Raw genomic sequence first — 24,114 nt, 5'->3', positions numbered from 1 at the left:
GTTGCGGCACCCGGTCGTGCCCTCCCCGAGGTCATGGAGCAGGTGCCGGCCCGACGGTAAGGACGCCAGGCCGGCAAAGCACCTTCTTGTCTTGGGGGGCCGGCCGTGCGGCCCGGCCCCGGTTGAGTACGGCCCCGCTCGGGGACCGTTGTCGTCTCAGGCTGCCTGCGCCCGCTCCACCTTGGGCGCGGCCACCGGCTCAGGACCCGTATCGGGGCCGAACCAGGCCACGTAGAGCGCCGGCAGGAAGATGAGGGTGAGCAGCGTGCCCACCAGAAGCCCGCCCATGATGGCGAAGGCCATGGGCCCCCAGAACACCGTGGGCGCGATGGGGATCATGCCCAGAACCGTGGACACCGCGGTGAGCATGATGGGCCGGAAGCGGGTGGAGGAGGCGTGCACCACCGCGTCCCACACGCTCTTGCCCGCCGCGCGGTCGGCCTCAATCTGGCCGATGAGGATGACCGCATTCTTGGTGATCATGCCGATCAGCGCCAGCACGCCGAGGATGGCCACGAAGCCCAAAGGCCGCCCCGAGACCAGCAGCGCCACCACCACGCCAATGAGGCCAAGCGGCGCCACCGACAGCACGATGACGAGGCGCTGGAAGCTCTTCAGCTCGAACATGAGCACCGAGAACATGAGCAGCAGCATCACCGGCACCACGGCGACCACCGAGGCGAGCGAGGCCGCGCTCTCCTCCACGGTGCCGCCCACGGTGATGGCGTAGCCGGGTGGCAGGGTCCGGCGCAGGGCGTCGATCTTGGGATCGAGCTGCGCCACCACCCCTTCCGGCAGGATGCCGCGCCGCACGTCCGCCTGTACCGTCAGGGTGGGCACCCGGTCGCGGCGCCAGATGGCGGGATAGTCCTGGGTATAATCGAAGGTGGCGATCTGGCTCAGCGGCACCGTTCGCCCGCTGGGCAGCGGCACCTGGAGGGTGCCGAGGGTGGCGAGCGACACGCGCTCCTCATCGGTGGCGCGGGCCACCACGTTGACGAGATAGATGTCGTCGCGCACCTGCGTCACCGCCTGTCCCGACAGCACGGTGTTGAGCACACCGGCAAGCTGCGCCGTGGACAGGCCCAGCAGCCGCGCCTCGTCCTGGTCCACCTTGATGCGCACCTGCCGCGCCGGCTCGATCCAGTTGTAGTTGACGGTCTCCACCTTGGGGTTGGAGGCCATCACGGCGGCAAGGTCGAAGGCGATGGTGCGCACCTTCTCGATGTCCGGTCCCGACACCCGATACTGCACCGGCCAGCCCACCGGCGGGCCCAGCTCCAGCGGCGAGACGCGGGCGACGAGCTGGGGGAAGTCCTCCGCCAGCACCTTCTCAAGCTTGGCCCGGAGGCGGTCACGCCCCGCCACGTCCTTGGCCACGATCACGGTCTGGGCAAAGAAGTCGTTGGGCAGTTGCACGTCGAGGGGCAGATAGAAGCGGATGGCGCCGCGGCCCACATAGGTGGACCAGCGGGCCACGTCCGGATCCTTGGCCAGCACCGCGTCGAACGCCTGCGCCACCTTCTCGCTCTGGTAGATGGAGGCATTCTGCGGCGAGGCGAGGTCCACCAGCAGCTCGGGCCGGTCCGACGAGGGGAAGAACTGGGACGGGATGAGCGGCAGCGCCAGCACCGACAGCGCGAACAGGCCGAGGGTGACGGCGATCGTGGCCCAGCGCAGCCGCAGGCAGAAGATGAGGAAGGAGCGGTAGAGCCCCATGACCCCCGTGGGCGGGGCGTCCGGATCGGGGATCTTGTCCTTGGTCGGGGCCTTCAGGATCAGCACCTGCATCAGCGGGGCGAACAGCACCGCCACGATCCACGACACCAGCAGCGCGATGGCCACAACTGCGAACAGGGTGAAGGTGTATTCGCCCGCAGACGAGGCCGCAAAACCCACCGGCACGAAACCGGCGACCGTCACCAGCGTGCCCGCCAGCATCGCCGCCGCATAGGCCTTGAAGGCGTAGGACGCCGCCGTCACCTTATCGTCGCCGGCGGCAAGGCGCGTGAGCGTGGCGTCAGTGGTGGTCATGGCGTCGTCCACCATGAGCGCCAGCGCGATGATGAGCGCGCCCAGCGAGATGCGCTGCATGTCGATGTGCACCAGCTGCATCAGCGCGAACACGATGGCGAGCGTCAGCGGGATGGCGAGCGCCACGATGGCGCCGGCCCGCACCCCGAGGGCGATGAACGACACCACGAGGATGATGGCCACCGCCTGCCACAGGCTTTCCATGAACTCGGCGATGGCGCTGTTCACCGTCACCGCCTGGTCCGCCACCAGATGCGCCTCGATGCCCACGGGCAGGTTGGCGATGAGGCCGTTCATGGTCCTGTCGATGGACTTGCCCATGGCGAGGATGTCGCCGCCGTCGCGCATGGCGATGGCAAGGCCGATGGCCGGCTGGCCGTTGACCCGGAACATGGGCTGGGGCGGATCGGCATAGCCGCGCCGGATGGTGGCGATGTCGGCGAGGCGGATGAGCCGGCCGTTCACCACGAAGTTCACGTTGGCGACATCGGCCTCAGAGGTGAAGGCGCCGGACACGCGGATGGAGATGTTCTCCGCCCCGGTCTGGACCTCGCCCGAGGGGCGCACGATGTTCTGGCTCTGCAGCGCCGAAAGCACCGCCGCGCGGTCGATGCCGAGGCTGGCGAGCTCCTGCATGGAGAACTCGATGAAGATGCGCTCGTCCTGGGCGCCGAGGATCTCGATCTTGGAGACATCGGGCACGTGCAGCAGCTCGGAACGCACCTCCTCCACATAGTCGCGCAGCTCGCGATGGGAGAAGCCGTCGGCGGTGAAGCCGTAGATGATGCCGAAGGTGTCGCCGAACTCGTCGTTGAAGAACGGCCCGACGATGCCCTGCGGCAGGGTGTGGCGGATGTCGCCCACGCTCTTGCGCACGTGGTACCAGATGTCCGGCACCTCGGCCGCCGTGGCCGAGCCCTTCAGGTGCACGAAGATGGTGGTGGTGCCGGGCTTGGTGTAGCTCTCCAGATAGTCGAGCTTGGGCACCTCCTGGAGCTTGCGCTCCAGCCGCTCGCTCACCTGCCGGAACGTCTCCTCCAGGGTGGCGCCGGGCCAGTTGGCCTGCACCACCATGGTCTTGATGACGAAGGTCGGGTCTTCCGCCCGGCCCAGGTTCCGGAAGGCCATGATGCCGGCCACCACCGAGATGGCCATGAGATAGATGATGACCGAGCGGTGCTTCAGCGCCCAGGCGGAGAGATTGAACCCGCCGCTCACAGCAGGGTCCCCAGAAGGCGCACCTTCTGCCCCGGATGGAGCGCCTGAACGCCCGCCGTCACCACGATCTCGGAGGGCTTGAGCCCCTCGGCCACACTCACGGTGGCGGGGCTGAAGCGCAGCACCTCCACATTGCGCAGGGAGACCGTCTGCGCCTTGGGGTCCACCACCCACACCGCCGGCTTGTCATTGAAGCGGGTGAGCGCGCTGGCCGGGATCTCGATCACCGGGCCGCTATCCACCACCACGCGGCCGGTCACCGTGGTGCCGAGCCGCAGCCCCTCCGGCGGATCGATGAGGCCGACGCGCACGCGGAAGGTGCGGGTGACGGGATCCGCCTGCGGCGCCACCTCGCGCACCCGGCCGGCGGCCTTGACGGCGGGGTCGCCCGAAAGGGCCACCTCCACCTCGGGATCGCCGGGCAGGGAGGTGAGGAGCGCGGCCGGCACCTCGAACACGGCGTCGCGGCCGTCGCGGCGCGCCACCTCCACCACCGGCTGGCCGGCCTGCACCACCTCGCCGGGCTCGGCCCGCCGCTGGGTGACGACGCCGGCGGAATCCGCCTTCAGCTCGGTGAAGCCGAGCCGGTCCTGCGCCATCCGCAGGCGGGCCTCGGTGTCCTCCACCTGGGAGCGGGCGTTGAGGAAGGCCTGCTCGGCCTGCTCATACTGGGCGCGGGGGGTGAAGCCACGGGCCAGCAGCTGGCGCTGGCGTTCATACTGGTTGCGGGTCTGGCTGAGATTGGCGTTGGCCGCCGAAAGCGCCGCCTGGGCCGAGCGCAGGGCGTTCTGCTCGTCCTGGGGATCGAGCCGCGCCAGCACCTGCCCAGGCCTCACCTGGTCGCCCACATTCACCAGCCGCTCGATGATGCGCCCGCCGATGCGGAAGCCGTAGGTGGCCTCGTTCTGCGCCTCCACCTGACCGGTGAGGGTCACCGCATCGCTGGCCGCGCGGCTGGTGGCAAGAACGGTGCGCACCGGGCGCGGCTCGGGCGCCTTCGCCTCCGGTGCCTCGCCGCATCCCGCCAGCAGCAAGGTGCCGCCGAGGAGCACCGCCGACGCTCCCAGCCGAACGACTGTGGAAACAACGGCGTTGGGCGCGCGATCAATCACGTCGGCCACAGGACAACTCCTCATTGGGGAACGGCAACCGCGCACCCCTATAGCGGAGGTCGCCCGGCGCGGCCAGAGCGCGCGGGATCGGCTCGACGGAGCGTGATCGCCCTTTTGGCGGGCCGGTTTAGCCGCCGGCACCGAGCTGCCGAAGCGGCCGTCCGTCCAGCACGTCGGCCTCGATCTCCTCCAGCCCGATCCGGCGCGTCTCCGGCACGAACATCACCGAGACAACCAGCGACAGCACGCAGACCACGAAGAAGATGCCGATGGTGCCGGCCAGGCCGATGCCCTGCACCACCGACAGGAAGGTGCCGGCGACGATGCCGTTGAAGAGCCAGCTGGTGGCCGAGGCCACCGCGATGCCCCGCTCGCGGATGGCGGAGGGGAACAGCTCCGACATCAGCACATAGGGCAAGGGCCCGAGGCTGAGGGCGAAGGCGACGATGTAGGCACACAGCCCCGCCAGCGCCACCCACGGCCAGTCGGCCAGCGCCGCGACGATGACGGCGCCAAGGCTCACCGCCATGGCCGCCGACCCCGCGATCAGCAACGGCCGGCGGCCGAGCCGGTCCACCAGCGCCATGGCGGCGATGGTGGCGATGACGTTGAACAGGCCGAGGCCGAAGGTGGCCGCCAGTGCCGCCGTTCCCGCCGGAAAGCCCAGCTCGGTGAAGATGTGCGGCGCGTAATAAAGAATACCGTCGATGCCGGAGAAGTTCTGCAGCACGAACAGCACGCTGCACAGCACCAGCACCGCCCCGGTGGCGCCGCGGCCGAGCACGGCCCGCCAGTTGGCGCCGTCCGGTGCGTGCTCCTCCCCCATCTCGTCCGAGATGCCGAGCGCGCGGGCAGCCGCGTCCGCGCGGGCGCTCATGCCCCTGGACCTGAGCCAGCGCGGGCTTTCCGGAAGCAGCAGCACGATGGCGGCGCAGGCCGCCGCGACCAGCACCCCGCCGCCCAGCATCTGCTGCCAGGAGGCGCGGCCGATCAGGGCCAGCGGCACCGCATAGCCGGCGAGGATGCCGAGGGTGATGGCGAGCTGGAACAGGGACACCACCGCTCCCCGATGTCGCGCCGGCGTCACCTCGGCCGCATACATGGGCACCACCATGGAGGACAGGCCGACCCCGAGCCCGATGAGGATGCGGGCGGCCACCAGCATGCCCGCCCCCGGCGCAACGCCTTGTCCCAGCGGAATAAGACTATAGCCGGCCATGGCCAGCAAAGCGGCGATCAGGCAGGCGGGACGCCGGCCGATTTGTGCCGACACCGGCGCGGCGGCGGCGGCCCCGATGAAGCAGCCCACCAGCAGGGAGGTCACCACCATCTCGGTGGCGCGGGTGGACAGGGCGAACGCCTGCGCGATGGCCTCGACCACACCGGCGATGGATGCTGTGCTGAAGCCGAAAAGAATGCCGAACAGCAACACCAGACTGGCGGTGAGCAGCAGCGTCTTCATGGGGTCGCTCCGGAGGGTCCGCAGCCGGGGTGAGGTATCCTTTAGCCGTCAAACGGAAAGGACTTGTAAGCTGCGGCGAGGCAGGAGCATAAGTACAGGAAAAATCCCGGCCTGACAGGTTTCAATCGATAAATCCGGTACTCAGGGGAGAGCGTCACGTGACTGCCTCGGCCACTGCGCATGAGCACGCCAATCGTCTCGCCATCGAGGGAGGGGAGCCGGTTCGCAAGGCGCCGCTGCCGTGGGAATTACCCGGCGCCCACTGGATCGGCGACGAGGAGCTGGAGCTGGTCTCCCGCGTGGTGCGCGCCAAGAGCCCCTTCCGCTTCTACGGGCCCGACCTCCAGCACATGGTGGACACCCTCGAGAAGGAATGGTGCGCCGCCTTCGGCCACAAGCACGCGCTGGGCGTTTCCTCCGGCACGGCGGCCCTGTCCATCGCCATGTCCGCGCTTGAGATCGGACCCGGCGACGAAGTCCTGGTGCCCGGCTATCTGTGGGTCAGCTGCGTGAGCGCGGTGGTGCGCGCCGGCGCCATCCCGCGCCTTGTGGACGTGGACGACTGCTTCACCCTCGATCCCGCCGACGTGGAGCGCAAGATCGGCCCCAACACCCGCGCCGCGCTGATGGTGCACATGAGCGGGGCACCGGGGCGTGTGGCGGAGGTCGCCCGCATCTGCCGCGAGCGTGGCATCGGCCTCATCGAGGACTGCGCCCAGACCGCCGGCTCGAGCCAGAACGGCAAGGCCGTGGGCACCTTCGGCGATGTCGGCATCTTCTCCTTCCAGCTCAACAAGAACATGACCTCCGGCGACGGCGGCATGGTGGTGACCGAGCGTGACGACCTGTATCGCCGCATCGTGGCGCTGCACGACCTCGGCTATCCGCGCAACGCCCAGGGCCGGCTCGACACCTCGGACGAGACCTGCCAGCTGTGGGGCGTCGGCGCCCGCATGTCGGAGCTGACCGGCGCCATGTGCCTCGCCCAGATGCGCAAGCTGCCGCTGATCACGGGCGCCATGCGCACCGCCAAGTGGCGCATCCGCGACGCGCTGGCCGGCACCCCCGGCCTCGGCTTCCGCACCATTCCGGACCCGGCGGGCGACACCGGCCCCTTCCTCATCATGACCCTGAAGGACGAGGCCACGGCCCGCCGCTTCGTCGACGCCCTGCGCGCGGAAGGCATCGCCGGCCCGCCCGGGTCGCTGGCCTGCCTCACCATGCGCGAATGGGGCATGCACTGGTACTCCAACATTCCGAGCCTGGTGAACAAGAGGTCCGACAGCCGCGACGGCTTCCCCTGGACCCACCCCTCCAATGCGTTCGGTGCCGACTACAGCTATGCCGCCGGGGCCCTGCCCCATTGCGACGAGCTGAACGCCCGCGGCGCGCTGCTGACCATCGCCTCGACGCTCACGCCGCAGGACGTGGACGACATCATCACCGCCATGCGCAAGGTGGCGAAAGTGGTGCTCGCGTAGAGCACTCGCCGATCGGCCGGCGTCGCAGGCCGATCGGATCACACGTTCTGTGTCCTGGATCTCGAGCGCGATCCGGGTCCCGCATAACAAACACCTGAAACCGCACTCCGGGAGGGGGCGCCCCATGATGTATCTCATCGCCGCTATAGCCGGCATCGCCGGGGCGCTGTTCGGCTTCGACGAAGGCGTCATTGCCGGCGCCCTCGCGCCGCTGCGCCGGGACCTCGGCATCGACCCCGTCGCCGAGGGCATGATGACGGCCGCCGTGCCGTTCGGCGCCTTCATCGGCGCCATTGTCGGCGGCCGCCTGGCCCTGGCCCTGGGCCGGCGCCGGCTGCTGCTGGCCGCCGCCGTCCTGTTCGTGGTCGGCGCGCTCCTGAGCGCCTTCGCCTTCGGGCTGTGGACCCTCACCTTCGCCCGTCTCATCATCGGCGTCGGCGTCGGCGTCGCCGCCATGATGGCGCCGCTCTATATCTCCGAATGCGCGCCGGCGGCGCAGCGCGGCATGCTGGTCTCCATCTACCAGCTCGCCATCACGCTCGGCATCCTCGGCGCCTATGTGGTGGGCTACGCCTTCAACGAATCCTGGCGCTGGATGTTCGCGGTGGGCGCGGTGCCCGCCATCGCCCTGTTCGTGGGCATCTTCGGCCTGTCGGACACCCCGCGCTGGCTCGCCGTGCGCGGCCGGGAAGCCGAGGCCCGGGCGGCGCTGGCCCGCATGCGCGACAAGTCCGAGAACGACCCGGCAGTGAAGGCCGAGTTCGCCGAGATCCTCACCGGCGCCACCCAGGACGAGAACCGCAAGGCGCGCCTGTCCGACCTGCTCACCCCGCGGGTGCGGCCGGCGCTCATCGTCGCCATGGGGCTGTTCCTGTTGCAGCAGCTTTCGGGCATCAACGCGGTGATCTATTACGCCCCCACCGTGTTCGAGCTGTCCGGCTTCAGCTCCACCACCACCCAGATCCTGGCCACCGCCGGCATCGGCGTGGTCAACGTGCTGATGACCGTGGTCGGCATGGCCCTCATCGACCGGCTGGGCCGGCGACTGCTGCTGCTGATCGGCTTTGCCGGCACGGCGGTGGCGCTGGGCGTCATCGCCATCGGCGCCGCCACCGGCAGCGAGATGATGGGCAAGCTCGCCCTCGGCGGGCTGGTGCTCTACGTCGCCTCCTTCGCCATCGCCATCGGCCCGCTGCCCTGGGTGATGATGTCGGAAGTGTTCCCGCTCGACGTGCGGGCGCTCGGCATGAGCATCGCCTCGCTGGTCAACTGGGGCTTCAACTTCCTGGTGGTGTTCAGCTTCCCGGTGCTGGTGGCGGAGTTCGGCCTGGCCGGCGTGTTCGGCCTCTATGCGGTGGTCTGCGTGGTCGGCCTCGCCTTCACCCAATGGCTGGTGCCCGAAACCTCAGGCGTGAGCCTGGAGGAGATCGAGCGTCATCTCGACAGCGGCCGCCCCCTGCGGGACCTCGGCCGCTTCACGCCCCGTGCCGCCTGAGGAGCGCCCAGCCATGGCCACTCCTCCCGACGCAGAAACGGTCAGCGCCCCCGCGGCTCCGCTCGATTTCGAGCGGCTGGTGGCGGCGGTGCTGCCGCTCGACCACTACCACCGCGAGCTTGAGCCGCTTTTGCCCGACCTCGTCCGCATCGTTCAGCTCAACGACCAGCTCAACGGCGCGTTCCGGCGCATCGCCGACCGCGCCGGCTTCACCGAGGGCGGCGAAGTGGAGCGCAAGCACCTGGGTGACGACGCAGAGGCCGTGCACACCTTCTTCGAATACGTTTATTTCGCCTCGCCGGCGTTCCTGAGCACGGTGGGCGAGTGGCCTTTGGGAGGCGTGCGTGGCTGAAGCGGCCCATTGCGATGTGATCGTCGTCGGCACCGGCGCCGGTGGCGGCATCCTCGCCTACGAACTGGCCAAGGCCGGGCTCAACGTGGTCTCGCTGGAGCAGGGCGGCCAGCTCGCGGACGACCACTTCAAGCGCGTCGACCCGCCGGGCACGGCGCTCGACTTCGGCATCCGCTCCAACACGGTGTGGCCCGCCGAGCCCCACGACAGCCTGTTCGTCCATCCCCTGTTCGAGAAGGGCGAGGACGGCTCCACCGGCTGGCCGGAGGGCGGCTTCCGCCACTACCAGATCATAAAGGTGAACGGCCTGCAGAACCTCTGGAACGGCGTGAGCGTGCGCTTTTCCGAGAAGGATTTCGCCGACTGGCCGTTCCGCTACGCCGAGCTGGCACCGCACTACGACGCGGTGGAGCGCCGCATCGTGGTGTGCGGGACCAAGGAGGACATCCCCGAGCTGCCCGACGGCATCTATGTGCCGCCCAAGCCCCTGCGCCCTGCCGACCAGATGATCATCGATGCGGTGAACGGCCTCGAGGAGCCCTACTCCCGCGCCATTCCCAATCGCAAGGCCATCGACACCCGCCCCGACAGCCCCAACGCCTGCGCCTCCACCGGCATCTGCACCTCCGGCTGCCCCACCGGCGCGGTCTACAAGTTCACCGCCCGCCTGCTGCCCGAGATCGCCAAGCTGCCGAACTACGAGCTGCGCACCGGGGCGAAGGTGGTGCGGCTTTTGCGCGAGCCCGGCTCGCGGCGGGTCCTGGGCGTGGAATATCGCGACATGGCCACCGGCGAATCCCGCCTGCTCACCGCCGACAGGGTGGTGCTGGCCACCGGCGCCATCGAGAGCCCGCGCATCCTGTTCAACTCGGCTGACGACGTGGCCCCGGAGGGCATGGGCAACGCCTTCGGCCAGCTCGGCCTGCGGCTGCAGGACAATCCCAAGTCGGTGCTTTCCACCTCGCTGTGGAAGCTGTGGGGCAGCGGGCGGGATTTCGACATCGGCTATGGCGACCTGCTGATCCTGCTGTCGCGGGGCACCCTGCCGGACGGGGAGGAATTCCCCTTCATCGGCCATGCCATCCACGGCGTGCCGGACGTGCCGCACTATCTCGTGGGCATGAAGCGCTTCCCGCCCTTCATGAAGGAGCGGCTCTCCCGCTTCATGTTCCACTCCTATGTGACGCTCGGCCTGTTCTGCGCCGGCGATCCCAACCCCGCCAACCGGGTGCGCCCCGCCAACAGCTACGACCGGTTCGGCGTGCGCCATGTGACCGTGGATTTCTCGTCCTCCGACAAGGCGGACAAGATGATGGACGCCATGGAAGCCTGGGGCCGCACGGTGCTGCGCCATGCCGGGGCCACCTCCATCTACCCGTCGCGGGACAATAGCGGCACCGGCATCCATTATGCCGGCACCACCGCCATCTCGGCGGACCCGGCGAAGGGCGTGGTGGACGCGAACCTGAAGTGCCACGACCTCGACAATGTCTATGTCTGCGACGGCGGCGTGGTGCCGGTGCTGCCCGACAAGCACCTCACCCTCACCATCATGGCCATGGCCCACCGCCTCGCCGGTCATCTGGTGGAAAAGGCCCGCTCCGGCGCGGCCGCCACCGCCCAGCCGGCCCACGCCTGAGGCCCGAGGCTTCGCCTGAAACCAAAGACCCCTGCCTGAAACCCTTGCGGCCTCAGGCGGGGGCGGCTTACTCGTGGCGCCAGATCTTGTAGGCCGACACCAGCAGGATGGCGGCAAGCAGCGGCAACAGCACCGCATTCGGCACCAGTCCCAGCAACTGCCCGCCGATCAGGGTTCCGGCCACCGACCCTGCCGACATGACGACGACGAAGCGCCGGTTGCGGCCCAGCACGGCGAAGCTGCGATCCTGGCTGTAGCGGGCAAATCCCGCGATCATGGTGGGCAGGCTGATGGCCAGCGACAGGCTGCCGGCGAGCTTGATGTCGAGCCCGAACAGCACCACCAGCGTGGGGATGAGCAGTTCCCCGCCCGCCACCCCCAGCAGCGACGCGAAGATGCCGATGGCGAAGCCGCTGCCGGCCCCCGCAACCATCTGCGCCCAGCCGTGGAGCAGCGGCTCGTGGGCGGCGGTGTCATGCCACAGCAGTAGCACTCCGGCGATGGCGACGAGCAGCACCGCGATCACCCGGTGCAGCGTCTGCGATTTCAGCCGGGTCGCCCAGCCGGCGCCGATCCACGCGCCGGCAAGGCTTCCGGCCAAAAGGTCGAGGATGATCGGCCAGTGCGCCGCCACCTCCACCAGCGGCACCGTGCGGGCGCGGAACGGGAGGGCGGTCGCGACCACCACCAGGCTCACGGCCTTGTTGAGGATCACAGCCTCCAGCCCCGCAAAGCCGAACGCCCCCATGAGCAGGGGCAGGCGGAACTCCGCGCCGCCGAGCCCGATCAGCCCGCCCAGCGTGCCGATGAGCGCCCCGCCGCCGAACACGCGCGGCACTGTGCGGCGGGCCTCACCCCCCGGCAGGTCGTCTTTGGACATGGCGTGCTCCGGATCGCCGGCGTCGAAAGGGGGACGTCGTCAAGGGATGGCGGCTTCAGCGCCCACCGCCAGGCACGGGGGTGGCCGCGCCCATGATCGCGCCGATCAGCCCATTGATACGCCCGAACGCCATGCGCGCCACCTCGTTGGCCCGCACCATGGCGTCCACGGACGCCTCCTGGTCCTGGTTGGTATGGGCGGCAAGGGCCGCCACCAGCTCGCTCTGACCGATGGCGAGATTGCGCAGGGCCAAGAGCAGGTTGTCGAGGTCGCCCTTGGTGAGGGTGAGTTGCAGCGGCGTGTCGTCGGCAAAGGTCTGCCAGCGCTCCAGAGCGGCGGGCGGAATCTGGGGCGCGTCGGTCTCGCCGGCCGCATTCTCCTGAACCATGAAATCCTCGCTTGAAAAATGACGACGCATCCGCGCCCTGAAAAGAAAAGACCGGCCCTTAGGCCGGCCTCAATCTACACCCGAATGCCCGGACGCACACGGCGCCCGCACCTTCCCCCCCGCGGACCCGGATCCCTTCGGGTGCAGGCGCGCTATCCCGCCGCCTTCTCCAGCGCGGCCATATCCCGCTTCACCAGCTGGAACCCCGCATTTTCCGGCCATCCCCGGTCGCCACGCCGTGAAAGCGCCGGACAAGGCGCCGAGACTGCCACCCGGCGGTTGACCCGCATCAATGCCGCGCCGGCCCCTTCGTCCTAACCAGTTACCGCGGCACCGAAGCGTCCCCACGTTTCCCCACCGGGGACGGATCAGGAAGGAACGCCATGACCGACACCATCGAACGCCCCGGCTTCGTCGAGCGCAACCGCCCCGGCAGGGCGAAGATGAAGGCGGCCATCTTCGTGGAGAAGAACCGCATCGTCCTGGACGAGAAGCCCATTCCGGACGTGGGTCCGCTCGACGCCCTCATCCGCATCACCACCACCACCATCTGCGGCACGGATGTCCATATCCTGAAGGGCGAATATCCGGTCGAGAAGGGCCTCACCATCGGCCACGAGCCGGTGGGCATCATCGAGAAGCTGGGTTCGGCGGTGGAAGGGTTCGCCGAGGGCCAGCGCGTGATTGCCGGCGCCATCACCCCGTCCGGCTATTCCAACGCCTGCCTGTGCGGCTGCGCCTCGCAGGACGGCCCGCGCATGAAGCACGGCTTCAAGCCCATGGGCGGCTGGCGCTTCGGCAACACCATCGACGGCGCCCAGGCCGAGTATCTGGTGGTGCCCGACGCCTTGACCAACCTTGCCCCGGTGCCGGAAGCGCTCGGCGACGAGCAGGTGCTCATGTGCCCGGACATCATGTCCACCGGCTTTGCCGGCGCCGAGAGCGGCAAGGTGCGCATCGGCGACACGGTGGCCGTGTTCGCGCAGGGGCCCATCGGCCTGTGCGCCACAGCGGGCGCCCGGCTCATGGGCGCCACCCGCATCATCGCCGTGGACCGGGTGGGCGAGCGCCTCAACGTCGCCCGCGCCATGGGGGCGGACGAGGTGGTGGACTTCTCCAAGGTGGATCCCGTGGAGGAGATATTGCGCCTCACCGACGGGCGCGGCGTGGACGTGGCCATCGAGGCCCTCGGCCGGCAGGAGACCTTCGAGGCCGCCCTGCGCGTGCTGCGGCCCGGCGGTACCCTGTCTTCGCTGGGAGTGTATTCCACCGACATCAAGATCCCGCTGGACGCTTTCGCGGCGGGCCTGGGCGACAACAAGATCGTCACCTCGCTCTGCCCCGGCGGCAAGGAGCGTATGCGCCGCCTGATGGATGTGGTGGCCTCGGGCCGGGTGGATGCCCGCGCCCTCGTCACCCACCGCTTCAAGCTGGACGACATCGAAAAGGCCTATGACCTGTTCTCGCACCAGCGCGACGGCGTTCTCAAGGTGGCCATCACGCCTTAATCTTTTGCCGCCCCGGCTCCGCGCCGGGGCGGCTTCCTCCAAGACTTGCTCCGAGAACTTTCTCCAAGACGGGACGATCCATGACGGCGCCGACGGACACGCCCGCACCGCCCGCCGCCCCCGACCATGTGGTGGGCGACCAGAGTGCCGTCTTCGCCCTTCTGCAAGATCCCGCCACCCATGGCCTCACCGACAAGGTGGTGCGCATCGACACCCACGGGGCGGCGGTCTTCCTTGCCGGGCCGTTCGCCTACAAGGTGAAGCGGGCGGTGTTCTTCCCCTTCATGGACTTCTCGACGCCGCAGAAGCGCCAAGCCGCCTGCGAGGCGGAAGTGGCCATCAGCGGCGCCGGGGCGCCGGGGCTTTATCTCGGCGTGGTGCCCATCGTGCGGACGGTGCATGGCCTTACGCTCGGCGGGGACGGCGAGGCGGTGGAGCATGCGGTGAAGATGCGCCGCTTCGACACCGATCTCACCCTGGACAAGGTGGCCGAGCGCGGCGCGCTTTCGCCCGATCTCGTGAAGGCGCTGGCGACCGCTGTTCTTGAAGCCCATGCCGCCGCGCCGGTACGGCGCGGTTTCGACACGGCCGGTCGCCTGCGCGCCTATCTCGCCGACAACAAAACAGAATTTTCAGCCCGGCCGGAGCTTTTCCCGCCCAATGAGGTCGCCCGGCTGGCGCAGCTTTCGGAAGACGCCCTGGCGGGCATCACGCTGCTTCTGAACGCCCGCAGCGCCGCCGGCTTCGTGCGCCGCTGCCACGGCGACATGCACCTGCGCAACATCGTGCTCTTGGACGGCAAGCCGGTCCTGTTCGACGCCATCGAGTTCAACGACGACATCGCCACCTGCGACGTGCTCTACGACCTCGCCTTCCTCATCATGGACCTGTGGCAGCGGGGGCTTCGCGACGCGGCCAACGCCATCCTCAATCGCTATCTGTGGGCGAGCGCGGACGACGGGATCGACGGCCTTGCGGCGTTGCCCCTCTTCCTCAGCCTGCGGTCCGCCATTCGCGCCAAGGTGGAAGCCGCCGGGCTCGCGCATCTTGGCGCAGAGCGGAAGGCGGAGGGCGAGACGCGGATACGCGCCGCCTTCGCGCAGGCCGTCGCCCTTCTTGAACCCAACCCCGCCGATACGTGCCCACCACCGCTCCTGAACGGCGCGACCATGGCCGAGGCGCGGCCCGGCCGCCCCTCCCTATGGGCTGTTGGCGGCCTCTCCGGCAGCGGCAAGAGCACGTGGGCGGCGAAAATGGCGCCAGCGCTCGGCCGCGCACCCGGCGCGGTGATTCTGCGCAGCGACATCGAGCGCAAGCGCCTTGCCGGCGTGGCGGAGACGCAGAAGCTGCCGCCGGAGGCCTACACCCCCGAGGCGACCCGGCAGGTCTACGACCGGCTGCGCGCTCTGGCGGCCCGGGTGCTCGCCACCGGCCACAGCGTGATCGTCGATGCGGTCCATGCCCGGCCGGACGAGCGCGACGCCATCGCTCAGGTCACGCGCGAAGCCGGGGCGGATTTTCAGGGCTGGTGGCTGGAAGCTCCGGAAGGCGAGCTGATCCGCCGTGTGGAAGCGCGCACCGGCGATGCCTCCGATGCCGACGCGGCAGTGGTGCGCCGGCAGCTCTCTTATAATCTCGGCGACATCAGCTGGACTCGCGCGCAGGCCTTCAGCACGGCGCCTTCGACGGCTCAACCTTCGGATCCACGCCCGTGACCACCTCCGGCTGACGGTCGGGGGAAGCGGGCGTCGAGGCCTGCGGCGTGGTGCCGATGAACGAGCCGCCGGTGCCGCCGGTCCAGCCGGTGGAACCAGCGCCACCCGGCTCAGTGCCGGACGTGGCGCCCCGCGCCGGGGGCGTCGCGGCCGCATGGGCCGGGTGCTCGCACACGCCGGTCACCGGATTTGCGGTGCCTTCCGCCGCGGCCGGCGACGGTCCTGCCGAGGCCAGAAGGAACATCAGCGCGGCCACGATGCCGGTGGCGAAGATGCGCGCGCCGGTAACGGTGCCCGGCGGGATGATGACGGGAGAGGCGCGCCGGAGCGCGGTGGGAAATGCGTTCGAGGCCATGGCCGTTCTCCTTTCGCCGGGAGAACGTCCAAAAAACCGCACGGTTCCCGTGCCGGCCGCCCCCAAGGGGCGCCAGCGGCGGCCTCAGCCCTCCACCACCACCCGGCCCGGCCCGGCTTCCACCATGCCGATGCGAGCGGCCGACGCATAACCGGCGGCGTGGATCTCCGCCAGCAGCCGGTCCGCCGCCTCGGGGGCGCAGGCCACCAGCAGTCCGCCGGAGGTCTGGGGATCGGTGAGCAGGTGGCGCTGCCAGTCGGGGGTGCCCTCCGGCAGGTCCACCTCATGGCCGTAGCTCGCCCAGTTGCGATGGGAGGCCCCGGTGACGAAGCCCTGCTGCACCAGGCTCTCCGCCTCGGACAACAAAGGCAGCGCCGCCCGTGACAGGCGCAGCGTGGCGCCGGAGCCGCGCGCCATTTCGAGGCCATGGCCGAGAATGCCGAAGCCGGTCACGTCGGTGACGGCGTGCACCGCCTCGTCCTTCGCGAGTTCCGTGCCGATGCGGTTGAGCCTCGTGACCGAGGCCAGCATCTCGTCATAGGCATCCTTGCCCAGCGCCTCCTTCTTGAAGGCGGCGGAATAGACCCCCACCCCCAGCGCCTTGGTGAGGATCAGTGCATCCCCCGGCCGGGCGGTGGAATTGCGGCGGATGCGCCCGCGCGGCGCCGAGCCGATCACCGCAAGGCCATAGACCGGCTCCGGGCAGTCGATGGAATGCCCGCCCGCCACCGGAATGCCCGCCTGCGCGCAGATGGCCGCGCCGCCGCCGAGAATGGCGCGCACGGTCGCGGTGTCCACCTTGCCCAGCGGCATGCCGAGAATGGCAAGCGCCATCAGCGGGGTGCCGCCCATGGCATAGATGTCGGAGATGGCATTGGTGGCGGCGATGCGGCCGAAATGGTCGGGGTCGTCCACCATGGGCATGAAGAAGTCGGTGGTGGCAATGATCGCCGTCGTGCCGTCGAGGTCCCACACCGCCGCATCGTCGCCGGTCTCGGTGCCCACCAGCAGCCGCTCGAACGGCCCGCCGTGCGCCTGCCCGGCGAGCAGATCCTGCAGCACCGAGGGGGCCAGCTTGCAGCCGCAGCCGCCGCCATGGGCGAGGCTGGTGAGGCGGACGGACGGCACGTCGAGCATGGTACGGCTTCCATTTCCAAGCACGCCCGCCGCCGCATCCCGGCGGACAAACGCACCCTCATTCCAGTGATGGCCGTCCGGTCAGGCCTGCACCTGACCGGACCTGTCCCTGATCCCGCCGGCGGGTACCCCCGCCGCTTCCGCCACGCCCCCATGGCCGTGCTGTCCCGAAGGCCATCACGACCTGGCATGGCGACGGGGGCCTTCGCCCCGACCGGCGAGCCTGGTCACACCGCGATTTCGGAAGCGCGGATGACGTACTTGAAATTGTCCGGGTCGAGGCAGTCGAGCAGCCCCGCCGCATTCGCCGCCTGCGGATACATCAGGAAGCCGAGGCGCGGGCCGGCAAAGCCCGGCAGCGCCACGTCATGGGCCGTGTTGAAGGCGAACCAGTTGCCCTCCCAGGCGCCGAACAGGGCCTTGCGGGCCGCCGCCACCTTGGGATCGTCAAGGGCAAGCTTGCCCGGCGGCTCCTCCAGCACCACCTTGCGCACATCGGCTGGATCCATGGGCACCCAGCCGAACTCGGAGAGGAACACCTCGGCGCGGCAATGCTGGGCCTTGGTGACGATCTCCGAATTGGCGCCGAGGCTCTTGTAGCCGAAGCGCGAGGGCACCACCCGCAGGCCGTAGACATCTCGGGCCGGAATATCCTGCGCCCGCACCAGGCCCACGAACAGGGCGTTCAGATCCGCGCACTTGCCGCCAAGATCGCCGCTCTTGAGCAGCGCCGCGATGTCGCCGATGCCGCAGCCGCGCGTGGCCGGGTTGCGATAGGTGTTCTCGACGATCCACTCGAAGATGGCGCGCACCTTCTCCACGTCGCCGCTCTTGCCGGCGACGATCTTGTCGGAGGTGGCCTTCACAATGCCGTCGGTGGGGATGAGATCGGTGGCGGCGGTGTTGCGGGCGCGCTCGTCGGCGGCGAGGGGGGCCGGCTTGCCGGGCCGGGTGAGATCCACCGCCCAGTCGCGGCTGGTGGCGCGGCTGGTCAGCTCCACCTTGGGTGCCTTCTCGCCCTCGGCGAAGACGAGATGCAGCATGTCCGCCCCCGAATGGGGATCGCGTACCAGCTGGGCGGAGCGGGCATTGGTGGTCCAGCTGTTCTCGCCTGGCTTGAACCAGTCCGGATTGGAGAAGGAGGCCACCGGCAGCCACGCCTGCACCCGGCCCTCCGGCTTCAGGATCTCCACCGTGGTGACGATCTGGTAGCTGCGCCATTGGCCAACCGCAGGAGCAAAGGTCTGGGGGGCGGCGGCCTGCTGGGCGAAGGCGGCGCGGGGCAGGACCGCAGCGGCAGTGGCGAGGGCGCCGACCTTCAACAGGTCTCGTCTCGTGGTCATGTCAGTGCTCCTCCTGGCTTTCCGTGTTGCTTGCCTTGTTGCTTACCGTATGGGTGGACCGGACCTGCGGCCGGCCGCCGGACCCGTTCAAAGCGGCGATGGCCGTGTCGGTTTCGGGGCTGTCCCAGGCCACTTCCCCCTCCGCCGCCAGCGCGATGCGCCCCTCGGCGATGACGAAGCTGGCGGGCAGCAGGCTGACCCCGAAGGCGCGCGCCGTTGCGCGGTCGAGATCCATCAGCACCGGCCCCGGCGCGTCCTGTTCGGCGAAGAAGCGGCGCACCCGCGCCGGCACCTCGGCCACATCCACCAGCACCACCTTCACCTGCGGCGCGCGGGCAGCGAAGCGCGCGAGCGCGGGCAGTTCGGTGCGGCACGGCGCGCACCAGGTGGCGAAGAAGTGGACAACGGTGACGCCGTGGGCCTCGGCAAGATCGAACGCAGCACCGTCGAGGGCCTCCAGCCGCAGCACGGAGGCGAGGGGCCGGCCGTCCACAGGACGAAGGGGCTGCGGCGCCTGGTGCGGAACCGTCGCGGACGCATCGGGAGAGGCCCCGGCCGGCAAGGCGGCGACAGAGCCTGCCAGGACGGCGGCGAGAAGGGCGCGGCAGGCCGCGTTCACGCCCGCGCGCGCTACGCCCGGCGCACACCCGCCCATGCCCTGATCTTTCGAAGGGAAAGATGAAACACGCTGTGAGCCCCGACCCGCGGGAGCGGACATGATTTTCACCTGCGCAATCTGGATCACGGGGCGCGGGGGGTCAACGCTCAAGTCCGTGAGTCCGGTTCAGCCCTTCGTCGGTTCCGGCCCATCGCAACTGAAATTTCAAAATGGCACGGAATTTCTAATCAAAACTTGCGCCTATATTGCATTGCAACATAAACGCGAGTGGAAATTCTCGTGGAGACACGGGAAGTTGTCCCTGCGTTAATTGACATATTTCCAGTTCCAAAATAGCGTCCCAAGCTGTGGAATGCGGTATTTGGCAGCCTCCTGGAGCTGCCCTCAACGGTCCCCGGTGCGGGGCGCAGAAGGTCGGAGGTTTCCTTCGATGAACATGGAGCTTTCGCGCCGCCAGTTCTTGAAAACGGCGGGCGCGGGCGTGGCGGCGACAACCCTTGGCGCGATGGGCTTCGGCGCCATCGAGGAGGCCTATGCCTCCACCATCAAGCCGTTCCGCCTCGTCAACACCACGGAAGTGCGCAACACTTGCACCTATTGCTCGGTGGCATGCGGCATCCTGATCTTTTCCAAGGGTAATCTCGCCAAGGGCGAGAAGGCCGACATCACCCACATCGAGGGTGACAGCGACCATCCCACCAATCGCGGGACGCTCTGCCCCAAGGGCGCGGCCCTGCTCGACATCGTCAAATCCGCGACGCGCCTCAAGGAGCCGATGATCCGGCGCGCGGGATCCGACAAGTTCGAGAAGATTTCCTGGAATGAGGCGCTCGACAAGATCGCCCGGGCAATGAAGACGGATCGCGACGCGAACTTCATCGCCAAGAACCAGGACGGCGTGACGGTGAACCGCTGGCTCACCACCGGCTTCCTCGCCGCCTCCGCCACCACCAACGAAACCGCGTTCGCCACCTACAAGGTGGTGCGCTCGACCGGAATTCTGGCGTTCGACAACCAGGCACGCGTCTGACACGGCCCGACGGTGGCGAGTCTCGCCCCAACTTTTGGCCGTGGAGCAATGACCAACTCCTGGACGGACATCAAGAATACCGATCTCGTGGTGATCATGGGCGGCAATGCCGCTGAAGCGCACCCGTGCGGATTCAAATGGGTCACGGAGGCGAAGGCCAGCCGCGGCGCCAAGCTCGTCGTCGTGGACCCGCGCTTCACCCGCTCGGCCGCGGTGGCGGATTATTACGCCCCGATCCGGCAAGGCACCGACATCGCCTTCCTTCTGGGCGTCATCAACTACTGCATCAAGAACGACAAGATTCAGTGGGACTATGTGAAGGCGTTCACCAACGCCGGCTATATCGTCAAGGAAGGGTTCGGCTACCAGGACGGCCTGTTCACCGGCTATGACGAGATGAAGCGGGACTACAACCGCTCCACCTGGGACTACGAGATCGGCGCCGACGGCTATGCGATCGTAGACGATACCTTGCAGAACCCCCGCTGCGTCTGGAATCTGCTGAAGCAGCACGTCTCCGTCTACACGCCGGAGTTGGTCGAGCGCATCACGGGCACCCCCAAGGACAAGTTCCTGAAGGTGGCGTCCATGATCGCGGAGTGCTCGTCGCCCACCAAGACGATGACCTCCATGTACGCGCTCGGCTGGACCCAGCATTCGAAGGGCTCGCAGAACATCCGCTGCATGGCGATGCTCCAGCTCATCCTCGGCAACATCGGTGTGCGCGGCGGCGGCATGAACGCTCTGCGCGGGCATTCCAACATCCAGGGGCTCACCGACATCGGCCTGATGTCCAACCTGATCCCGGGGTATCTCACGATCCCCACGGAGAAGGAGCCGGACCTCAACGCCTACATGTCGACGCGTGGGTTCAAGCCGCTGCGTCCGGGCCAGATGAGCTACTGGCAGAACTACAGGAAGTTCTTCGTCTCGTTCCAGAAGTCCATGTGGGGTCAATCGGCGACGGCGGACAACAATTGGGCCTATGACTACCTGCCCAAGCTCGACGTGCCGTCCTACGACGTGCTGCGTGCGTTCGAACTGATGAAGCAGGGGAAGATGAACGTCTACTTCTGCCAGGGCTTCAACCCGCTGCAGGCCTTCCCCAACAAGGCCAAGCTGGCGGAGGCGCTCGCCAAGCTCAAGCTGCTCGTGGTCATGGATCCCCTGGAGACCGAGACCGCCCGCTTCTGGGAGAACCACGGCGTCTACAATCCCGCCGATCCGTCGAAGATCTCGACGGAAGTCATCCAGCTGCCCACCACCTGCTTCGCCGAGGACAACGGCTCGCTGGTGAACTCGGGCCGTTGGCTGCAATGGCACTGGGCGGCCGGCTCGCCTCCCGGCGAGGCGAAGACGGACATCTTCATCATGGCGCAGCTCCATCTGCGGCTGAAGGAGATGTACAAGAAGGAAGGTGGCGCCTTCCCCGATCCGATCGTCAACCTCACCTGGAACTACAAGGATCCGCACGATCCCGCGCCCGAGGAGCTGGCCAAGGAGATGAACGGGTACGTCATCTCCGACGTGCTCGATCCCAACGATCCGACCAAGAAGGTGCTGGAGGCGGGCAAGCAGCTCGCGAGCTTCGGCCTCCTGCGTGATGACGGCTCGACGGCGGCCGGCTGCTGGATCTATACCGGCAGCTATACCGAGGCCGGCAACATGATGGCCCGCCGGGACAATTCCGATCCCGACGATACCGGCGCCTACCTCAAGTGGGCGTTCGCCTGGCCGGCCAACCGGCGCATCATCTACAACCGCGCCTCCTGCAACATCGACGGCCAGCCGTGGGACGACACCCGCAAGCTGATCTGGTGGGACGGGGCCAAGTGGACGGGCTACGACGTGCCCGACATCGCGCCCACCGCCAAGCCGCAGGATGTGGGCCCCTTCATCATGAACCCCGAAGGCGTTTCCCGCCTGTTCACCCGGGGCATGATGCGGGACGGGCCGTTCCCGGTGCACTACGAGCCGTTCGAGAGCCCGGTCGCCAACCTGATCGCCCCCAAAGTACGGGGCAATCCGGTGGCGCGCGTGTTCAAGGACGACTTCGCCCAGTTCGCCGACACGGCGTCCAAGGAGTTCCCGTACGCGGCGACCTCCTACCGCCTGACCGAGCATTTCCACTACTGGACCAAGAACAACCACGTGAACTCGGTGCTCCAGCCCGAATTCTTCGTGGAAATCTCCGAGGAACTGGCAAAGGAGAAAAACATCGCCAATGCCGGCTGGGTCCGGGTGTGGTCGAAGCGCGGCTCCGTCTTCGCCAAGGCCTATGTCACCAAGCGCATCCGCCCGCTGATGGTGGACGGCAAGCCGGTGCATGTGGTGGGCATTCCCATCCACTGGGGCTTCGTGGGGGCGGCGAAGAAGGGCTTCCCGGCCAACGTGCTCACCCCGTTCGTGGGTGACGCGAACATCGAGACGCCGGAGTTCAAGGCGTTCCTCGTCAACATCGAGCCCTCCACCGGGCCGGTGGCGTAAGGAGAAGGAGAACCAGCATGTTTCCTCCGATCCCCAACCCTCCGGTCACCCCCACCCCGGCGAAGTTCGGTGACAGCGACCTCGTCCGGCGCTCGGCCTCCAACCTGCGCGTGCCTGTGGAGTTCAAGGAGCCGGTGGCCAAGCTCATCGACGTGTCCAAGTGCATCGGCTGCAAGGCCTGCCAGGCGGCCTGCCTTGAATGGAACCAGCTCCACGAGGAGATCGGCACCTTCAACGGCAGCTACACCAACCCGCCGGACTTGACGCCGAACTCGCTGACCCTGATGCGCTTCACCGAGTGGGTGAACCCCGAGACGGACAATCTCGAATGGCTCATCCGCAAGGACGGCTGCATGCATTGCGCCGATCCGGGCTGCCTGAAGGCCTGCCCGGCGCCCGGCGCCATCGTGCAGTATTCCAACGGCATCGTGGACTTCGACCACGACAAGTGCATCGGCTGCGGCTATTGCGTGAAGGGCTGCCCCTTCAACATTCCCCGCATCTCGAAGGTCGACAACAAGGCCTACAAGTGCACCTTGTGCTCCGACCGCGTGGCCGTGGGCCAGGGTCCGGCCTGCCAGAAGGCATGCCCCACCCAGGCCATCGTGTTCGGCACCAAGACGCAGATGAAGGAATGGGCCGAAGGGCGCATCAAGGACCTGAAGTCCCGCGGCTACAAGAATGCGGGGCTCTACGATCCGCCCGGCGTCGGCGGCACCCACGTGATGTACGTGCTGCAGCACGCCGACCAGCCGTCCATCTATGCGGGCCTGCCGGATAATCCGCGCATCAGCCGCATCGTCGAGGCGTGGAAGGGTGTCACCAAATATGTGGGCCTGGGGGTGATGGGCTTTGCCGCCATCGCCGGCGCCCTGCACTATCTGGTGGCGGGCGCCAACAAGGTGACGGCGGAAGACGAGGCCAACGCCGAGAAGCTCGCGCAAGGCCAGCTTCCCGGCGGCGAACCCGCCCATGGAGGCCGCTCATGAGCCAGCCTTATGACGTTGAATCCGGCGACGCGGTCCATCCCGGCCACCCGGTGCAGGTGGACCGCTACACGGCGGGCGCCCGCATCAACCACTGGGTCACGGCCATCAGCCTGATCCTGCTGGCGCTCTCGGGCCTGGCCTTGTTTCATCCCAGCCTGTTCTTCCTCACCGGCCTGTTCGGCGGGGGGCAGATGACGCGCACCCTCCACCCCTGGATCGGGGTGGTGCTGTTCTTCTCGTTCTTCGGCCTGTTCTTCCGCTTCTGGAAGGCCAATTTGTGGAAGAGCGAGGACGGCACCTGGCTGCGCCGCATCCGCGATGTCATCGCCGGCCACGAGGAGAAGCTGCCGGAGCTGGGCAAGTACAATGCTGGCCAGAAGATGGTGTTCTGGGGCATGTCGTTCCTGATCGTGGTGCTGATCGCCTCGGGCGTTGTGATCTGGAACGCCTATTTCTCCACCTTCACCAGCATCCCGCAGCAGCGCGTGGCCCTGCTGGTGCATTCGGTGGCGGCGGTGGCGATCATCTGCGTGTGGATCGTCCACGTCTATGCCGCCATCTGGGTGAAGGGCACCATCAGCGCCATGACGCGCGGACAGGTGACCGGCGGCTGGGCGTGGCGGCACCACCGCAAATGGCTGCGCGAGCTGGTCTCCCGCAAGCCGTCGCAGCCCACCGGCACGCGGGGGACTCCCGCGGAATGAGGGCAGGCGTATACTGTTCGCCCGGCTGCGGTGTCGCGCGGCCGGGGCGGCAGGGTGTTTTAACGCGTTTTCTGCACGCGAACCGGTATCCACTGCGCTCGCAAACGCTCTTGCAAAAACGCTTCTTGCAAAAACGCCCTTGCACGTGACCCGTGAGGTTCGTGAG

General features: G+C 68.2%; 18 protein-coding genes. 9 read left to right on the top strand and 9 right to left on the bottom strand.

What is annotated here, in order from left to right; all coding sequences use genetic code 11:
* Positions 1-156: 156 nt before the first annotated feature.
* The 3 genes from V5F66_RS19570 to V5F66_RS19560 all read right to left on the bottom strand — a co-directional run bounded on the left by V5F66_RS19570 (position 157) and on the right by V5F66_RS19560 (position 5,826).
* Positions 157-3,252, bottom strand: a complete 3,096-nt coding sequence (locus tag V5F66_RS19570) for an efflux RND transporter permease subunit (RefSeq protein WP_394094542.1) — start codon at positions 3,250-3,252, stop codon at positions 157-159.
* Positions 3,249-4,373: an efflux RND transporter periplasmic adaptor subunit gene (locus V5F66_RS19565; protein ID WP_394094541.1), complete on the bottom strand. Its 1,125-nt coding sequence runs from the start codon at positions 4,371-4,373 to the stop codon at positions 3,249-3,251. Before V5F66_RS19565 ends, V5F66_RS19570 begins: the two co-directional genes overlap by 4 nt.
* Positions 4,374-4,491: 118 nt before the next feature.
* Positions 4,492-5,826, bottom strand: a complete 1,335-nt coding sequence (locus V5F66_RS19560; protein ID WP_394094540.1) for a sugar porter family MFS transporter — start codon at positions 5,824-5,826, stop codon at positions 4,492-4,494.
* A gap of 158 nt (positions 5,827-5,984) precedes the next feature.
* Here V5F66_RS19560 and V5F66_RS19555 point away from each other — a divergent pair, with 158 nt between their 5' ends.
* The 4 genes from V5F66_RS19555 (at position 5,985) to V5F66_RS19540 (ending at position 10,793) form a co-directional block, all read left to right on the top strand.
* A complete protein-coding gene (locus V5F66_RS19555; protein ID WP_394053436.1) occupies positions 5,985-7,307 on the top strand; it encodes a DegT/DnrJ/EryC1/StrS family aminotransferase in 1,323 nt (440 codons plus the stop codon).
* A 124-nt stretch (positions 7,308-7,431) separates the two neighbouring features.
* Positions 7,432-8,802: a sugar porter family MFS transporter gene (locus tag V5F66_RS19550; protein ID WP_394094539.1), complete on the top strand. Its 1,371-nt coding sequence runs from the start codon at positions 7,432-7,434 to the stop codon at positions 8,800-8,802.
* Between the two features lie 13 nt (positions 8,803-8,815).
* On the top strand, positions 8,816-9,154 hold the full coding sequence (locus V5F66_RS19545; protein ID WP_394094538.1) for a hypothetical protein: 339 nt from the start codon (positions 8,816-8,818) through the stop codon (positions 9,152-9,154).
* Positions 9,147-10,793 carry a GMC oxidoreductase gene (locus tag V5F66_RS19540; RefSeq protein WP_012112840.1) on the top strand — a complete coding sequence of 549 codons (1,647 nt, stop codon included), beginning with the start codon at positions 9,147-9,149 and terminating at the stop codon, positions 10,791-10,793. The genes V5F66_RS19545 and V5F66_RS19540 overlap by 8 nt, the downstream gene beginning before the upstream one ends.
* A gap of 67 nt (positions 10,794-10,860) precedes the next feature.
* Here V5F66_RS19540 and V5F66_RS19535 read toward each other — a convergent pair whose 3' ends face one another.
* Positions 10,861-11,673 carry a sulfite exporter TauE/SafE family protein gene (locus V5F66_RS19535; protein ID WP_394053440.1) on the bottom strand — a complete coding sequence of 271 codons (813 nt, stop codon included), beginning with the start codon at positions 11,671-11,673 and terminating at the stop codon, positions 10,861-10,863.
* 55 nt (positions 11,674-11,728) lie between these two features.
* Entirely contained in the window at positions 11,729-12,061 is a 333-nt protein-coding gene (locus V5F66_RS19530) for a hypothetical protein (protein WP_394001995.1), read from the bottom strand.
* 383 nt (positions 12,062-12,444) lie between these two features.
* Here V5F66_RS19530 and V5F66_RS19525 point away from each other — a divergent pair, with 383 nt between their 5' ends.
* The gene (locus V5F66_RS19525; RefSeq protein WP_394094537.1) at positions 12,445-13,569 is read left to right on the top strand and encodes an NAD(P)-dependent alcohol dehydrogenase; all 1,125 of its coding nucleotides are present in this window, start codon (positions 12,445-12,447) and stop codon (positions 13,567-13,569) included.
* An 80-nt stretch (positions 13,570-13,649) separates the two neighbouring features.
* Positions 13,650-15,284, top strand: a complete 1,635-nt coding sequence (locus V5F66_RS19520) for a bifunctional aminoglycoside phosphotransferase/ATP-binding protein (protein WP_394094536.1) — start codon at positions 13,650-13,652, stop codon at positions 15,282-15,284.
* Here the strand turns inward: V5F66_RS19520 and V5F66_RS19515 are convergent.
* From V5F66_RS19515 to V5F66_RS19500, 4 genes are all read right to left on the bottom strand, one after another.
* Positions 15,238-15,639: a hypothetical protein gene (locus V5F66_RS19515; protein ID WP_394008942.1), complete on the bottom strand. Its 402-nt coding sequence runs from the start codon at positions 15,637-15,639 to the stop codon at positions 15,238-15,240. The genes V5F66_RS19520 and V5F66_RS19515 overlap by 47 nt on opposite strands.
* A gap of 84 nt (positions 15,640-15,723) precedes the next feature.
* Positions 15,724-16,776: a selenide, water dikinase SelD gene (gene selD / locus V5F66_RS19510; RefSeq protein ID WP_012112687.1), complete on the bottom strand. Its 1,053-nt coding sequence runs from the start codon at positions 16,774-16,776 to the stop codon at positions 15,724-15,726.
* 227 nt (positions 16,777-17,003) lie between these two features.
* Positions 17,004-18,119: a transglutaminase-like domain-containing protein gene (locus V5F66_RS19505; RefSeq protein WP_394094535.1), complete on the bottom strand. Its 1,116-nt coding sequence runs from the start codon at positions 18,117-18,119 to the stop codon at positions 17,004-17,006.
* 1 nt (position 18,120) lies between these two features.
* Positions 18,121-18,774 carry a TlpA family protein disulfide reductase gene (locus V5F66_RS19500; RefSeq protein WP_394094534.1) on the bottom strand — a complete coding sequence of 218 codons (654 nt, stop codon included), beginning with the start codon at positions 18,772-18,774 and terminating at the stop codon, positions 18,121-18,123.
* 394 nt (positions 18,775-19,168) lie between these two features.
* Here V5F66_RS19500 and fdnG point away from each other — a divergent pair, with 394 nt between their 5' ends.
* Genes fdnG through V5F66_RS19485 form a run of 3 tightly spaced genes read left to right on the top strand, consistent with a single transcriptional unit; the run spans position 19,169 to position 23,948 of the window.
* Positions 19,169-22,255, top strand: coding sequence for a formate dehydrogenase-N subunit alpha (gene fdnG, locus V5F66_RS19495; RefSeq protein ID WP_394094533.1), 3,087 nt, complete (start codon positions 19,169-19,171; stop codon positions 22,253-22,255).
* A 17-nt stretch (positions 22,256-22,272) separates the two neighbouring features.
* A complete protein-coding gene (gene fdxH, locus V5F66_RS19490; protein ID WP_012112682.1) occupies positions 22,273-23,244 on the top strand; it encodes a formate dehydrogenase subunit beta in 972 nt (323 codons plus the stop codon).
* Positions 23,241-23,948, top strand: coding sequence for a formate dehydrogenase subunit gamma (locus V5F66_RS19485; RefSeq protein ID WP_394002006.1), 708 nt, complete (start codon positions 23,241-23,243; stop codon positions 23,946-23,948). Before fdxH ends, V5F66_RS19485 begins: the two co-directional genes overlap by 4 nt.
* Positions 23,949-24,114: the final 166 nt, after the last annotated feature.

The organism is Xanthobacter versatilis, from assembly GCF_043193975.1.
Classification (GTDB): Bacteria; Pseudomonadota; Alphaproteobacteria; order Rhizobiales; family Xanthobacteraceae; genus Xanthobacter; species Xanthobacter autotrophicus_E.
The sequence above is the reverse complement of the archived record's forward strand: the minus strand, read 5'-3'. Positions and strand labels throughout refer to the sequence as shown.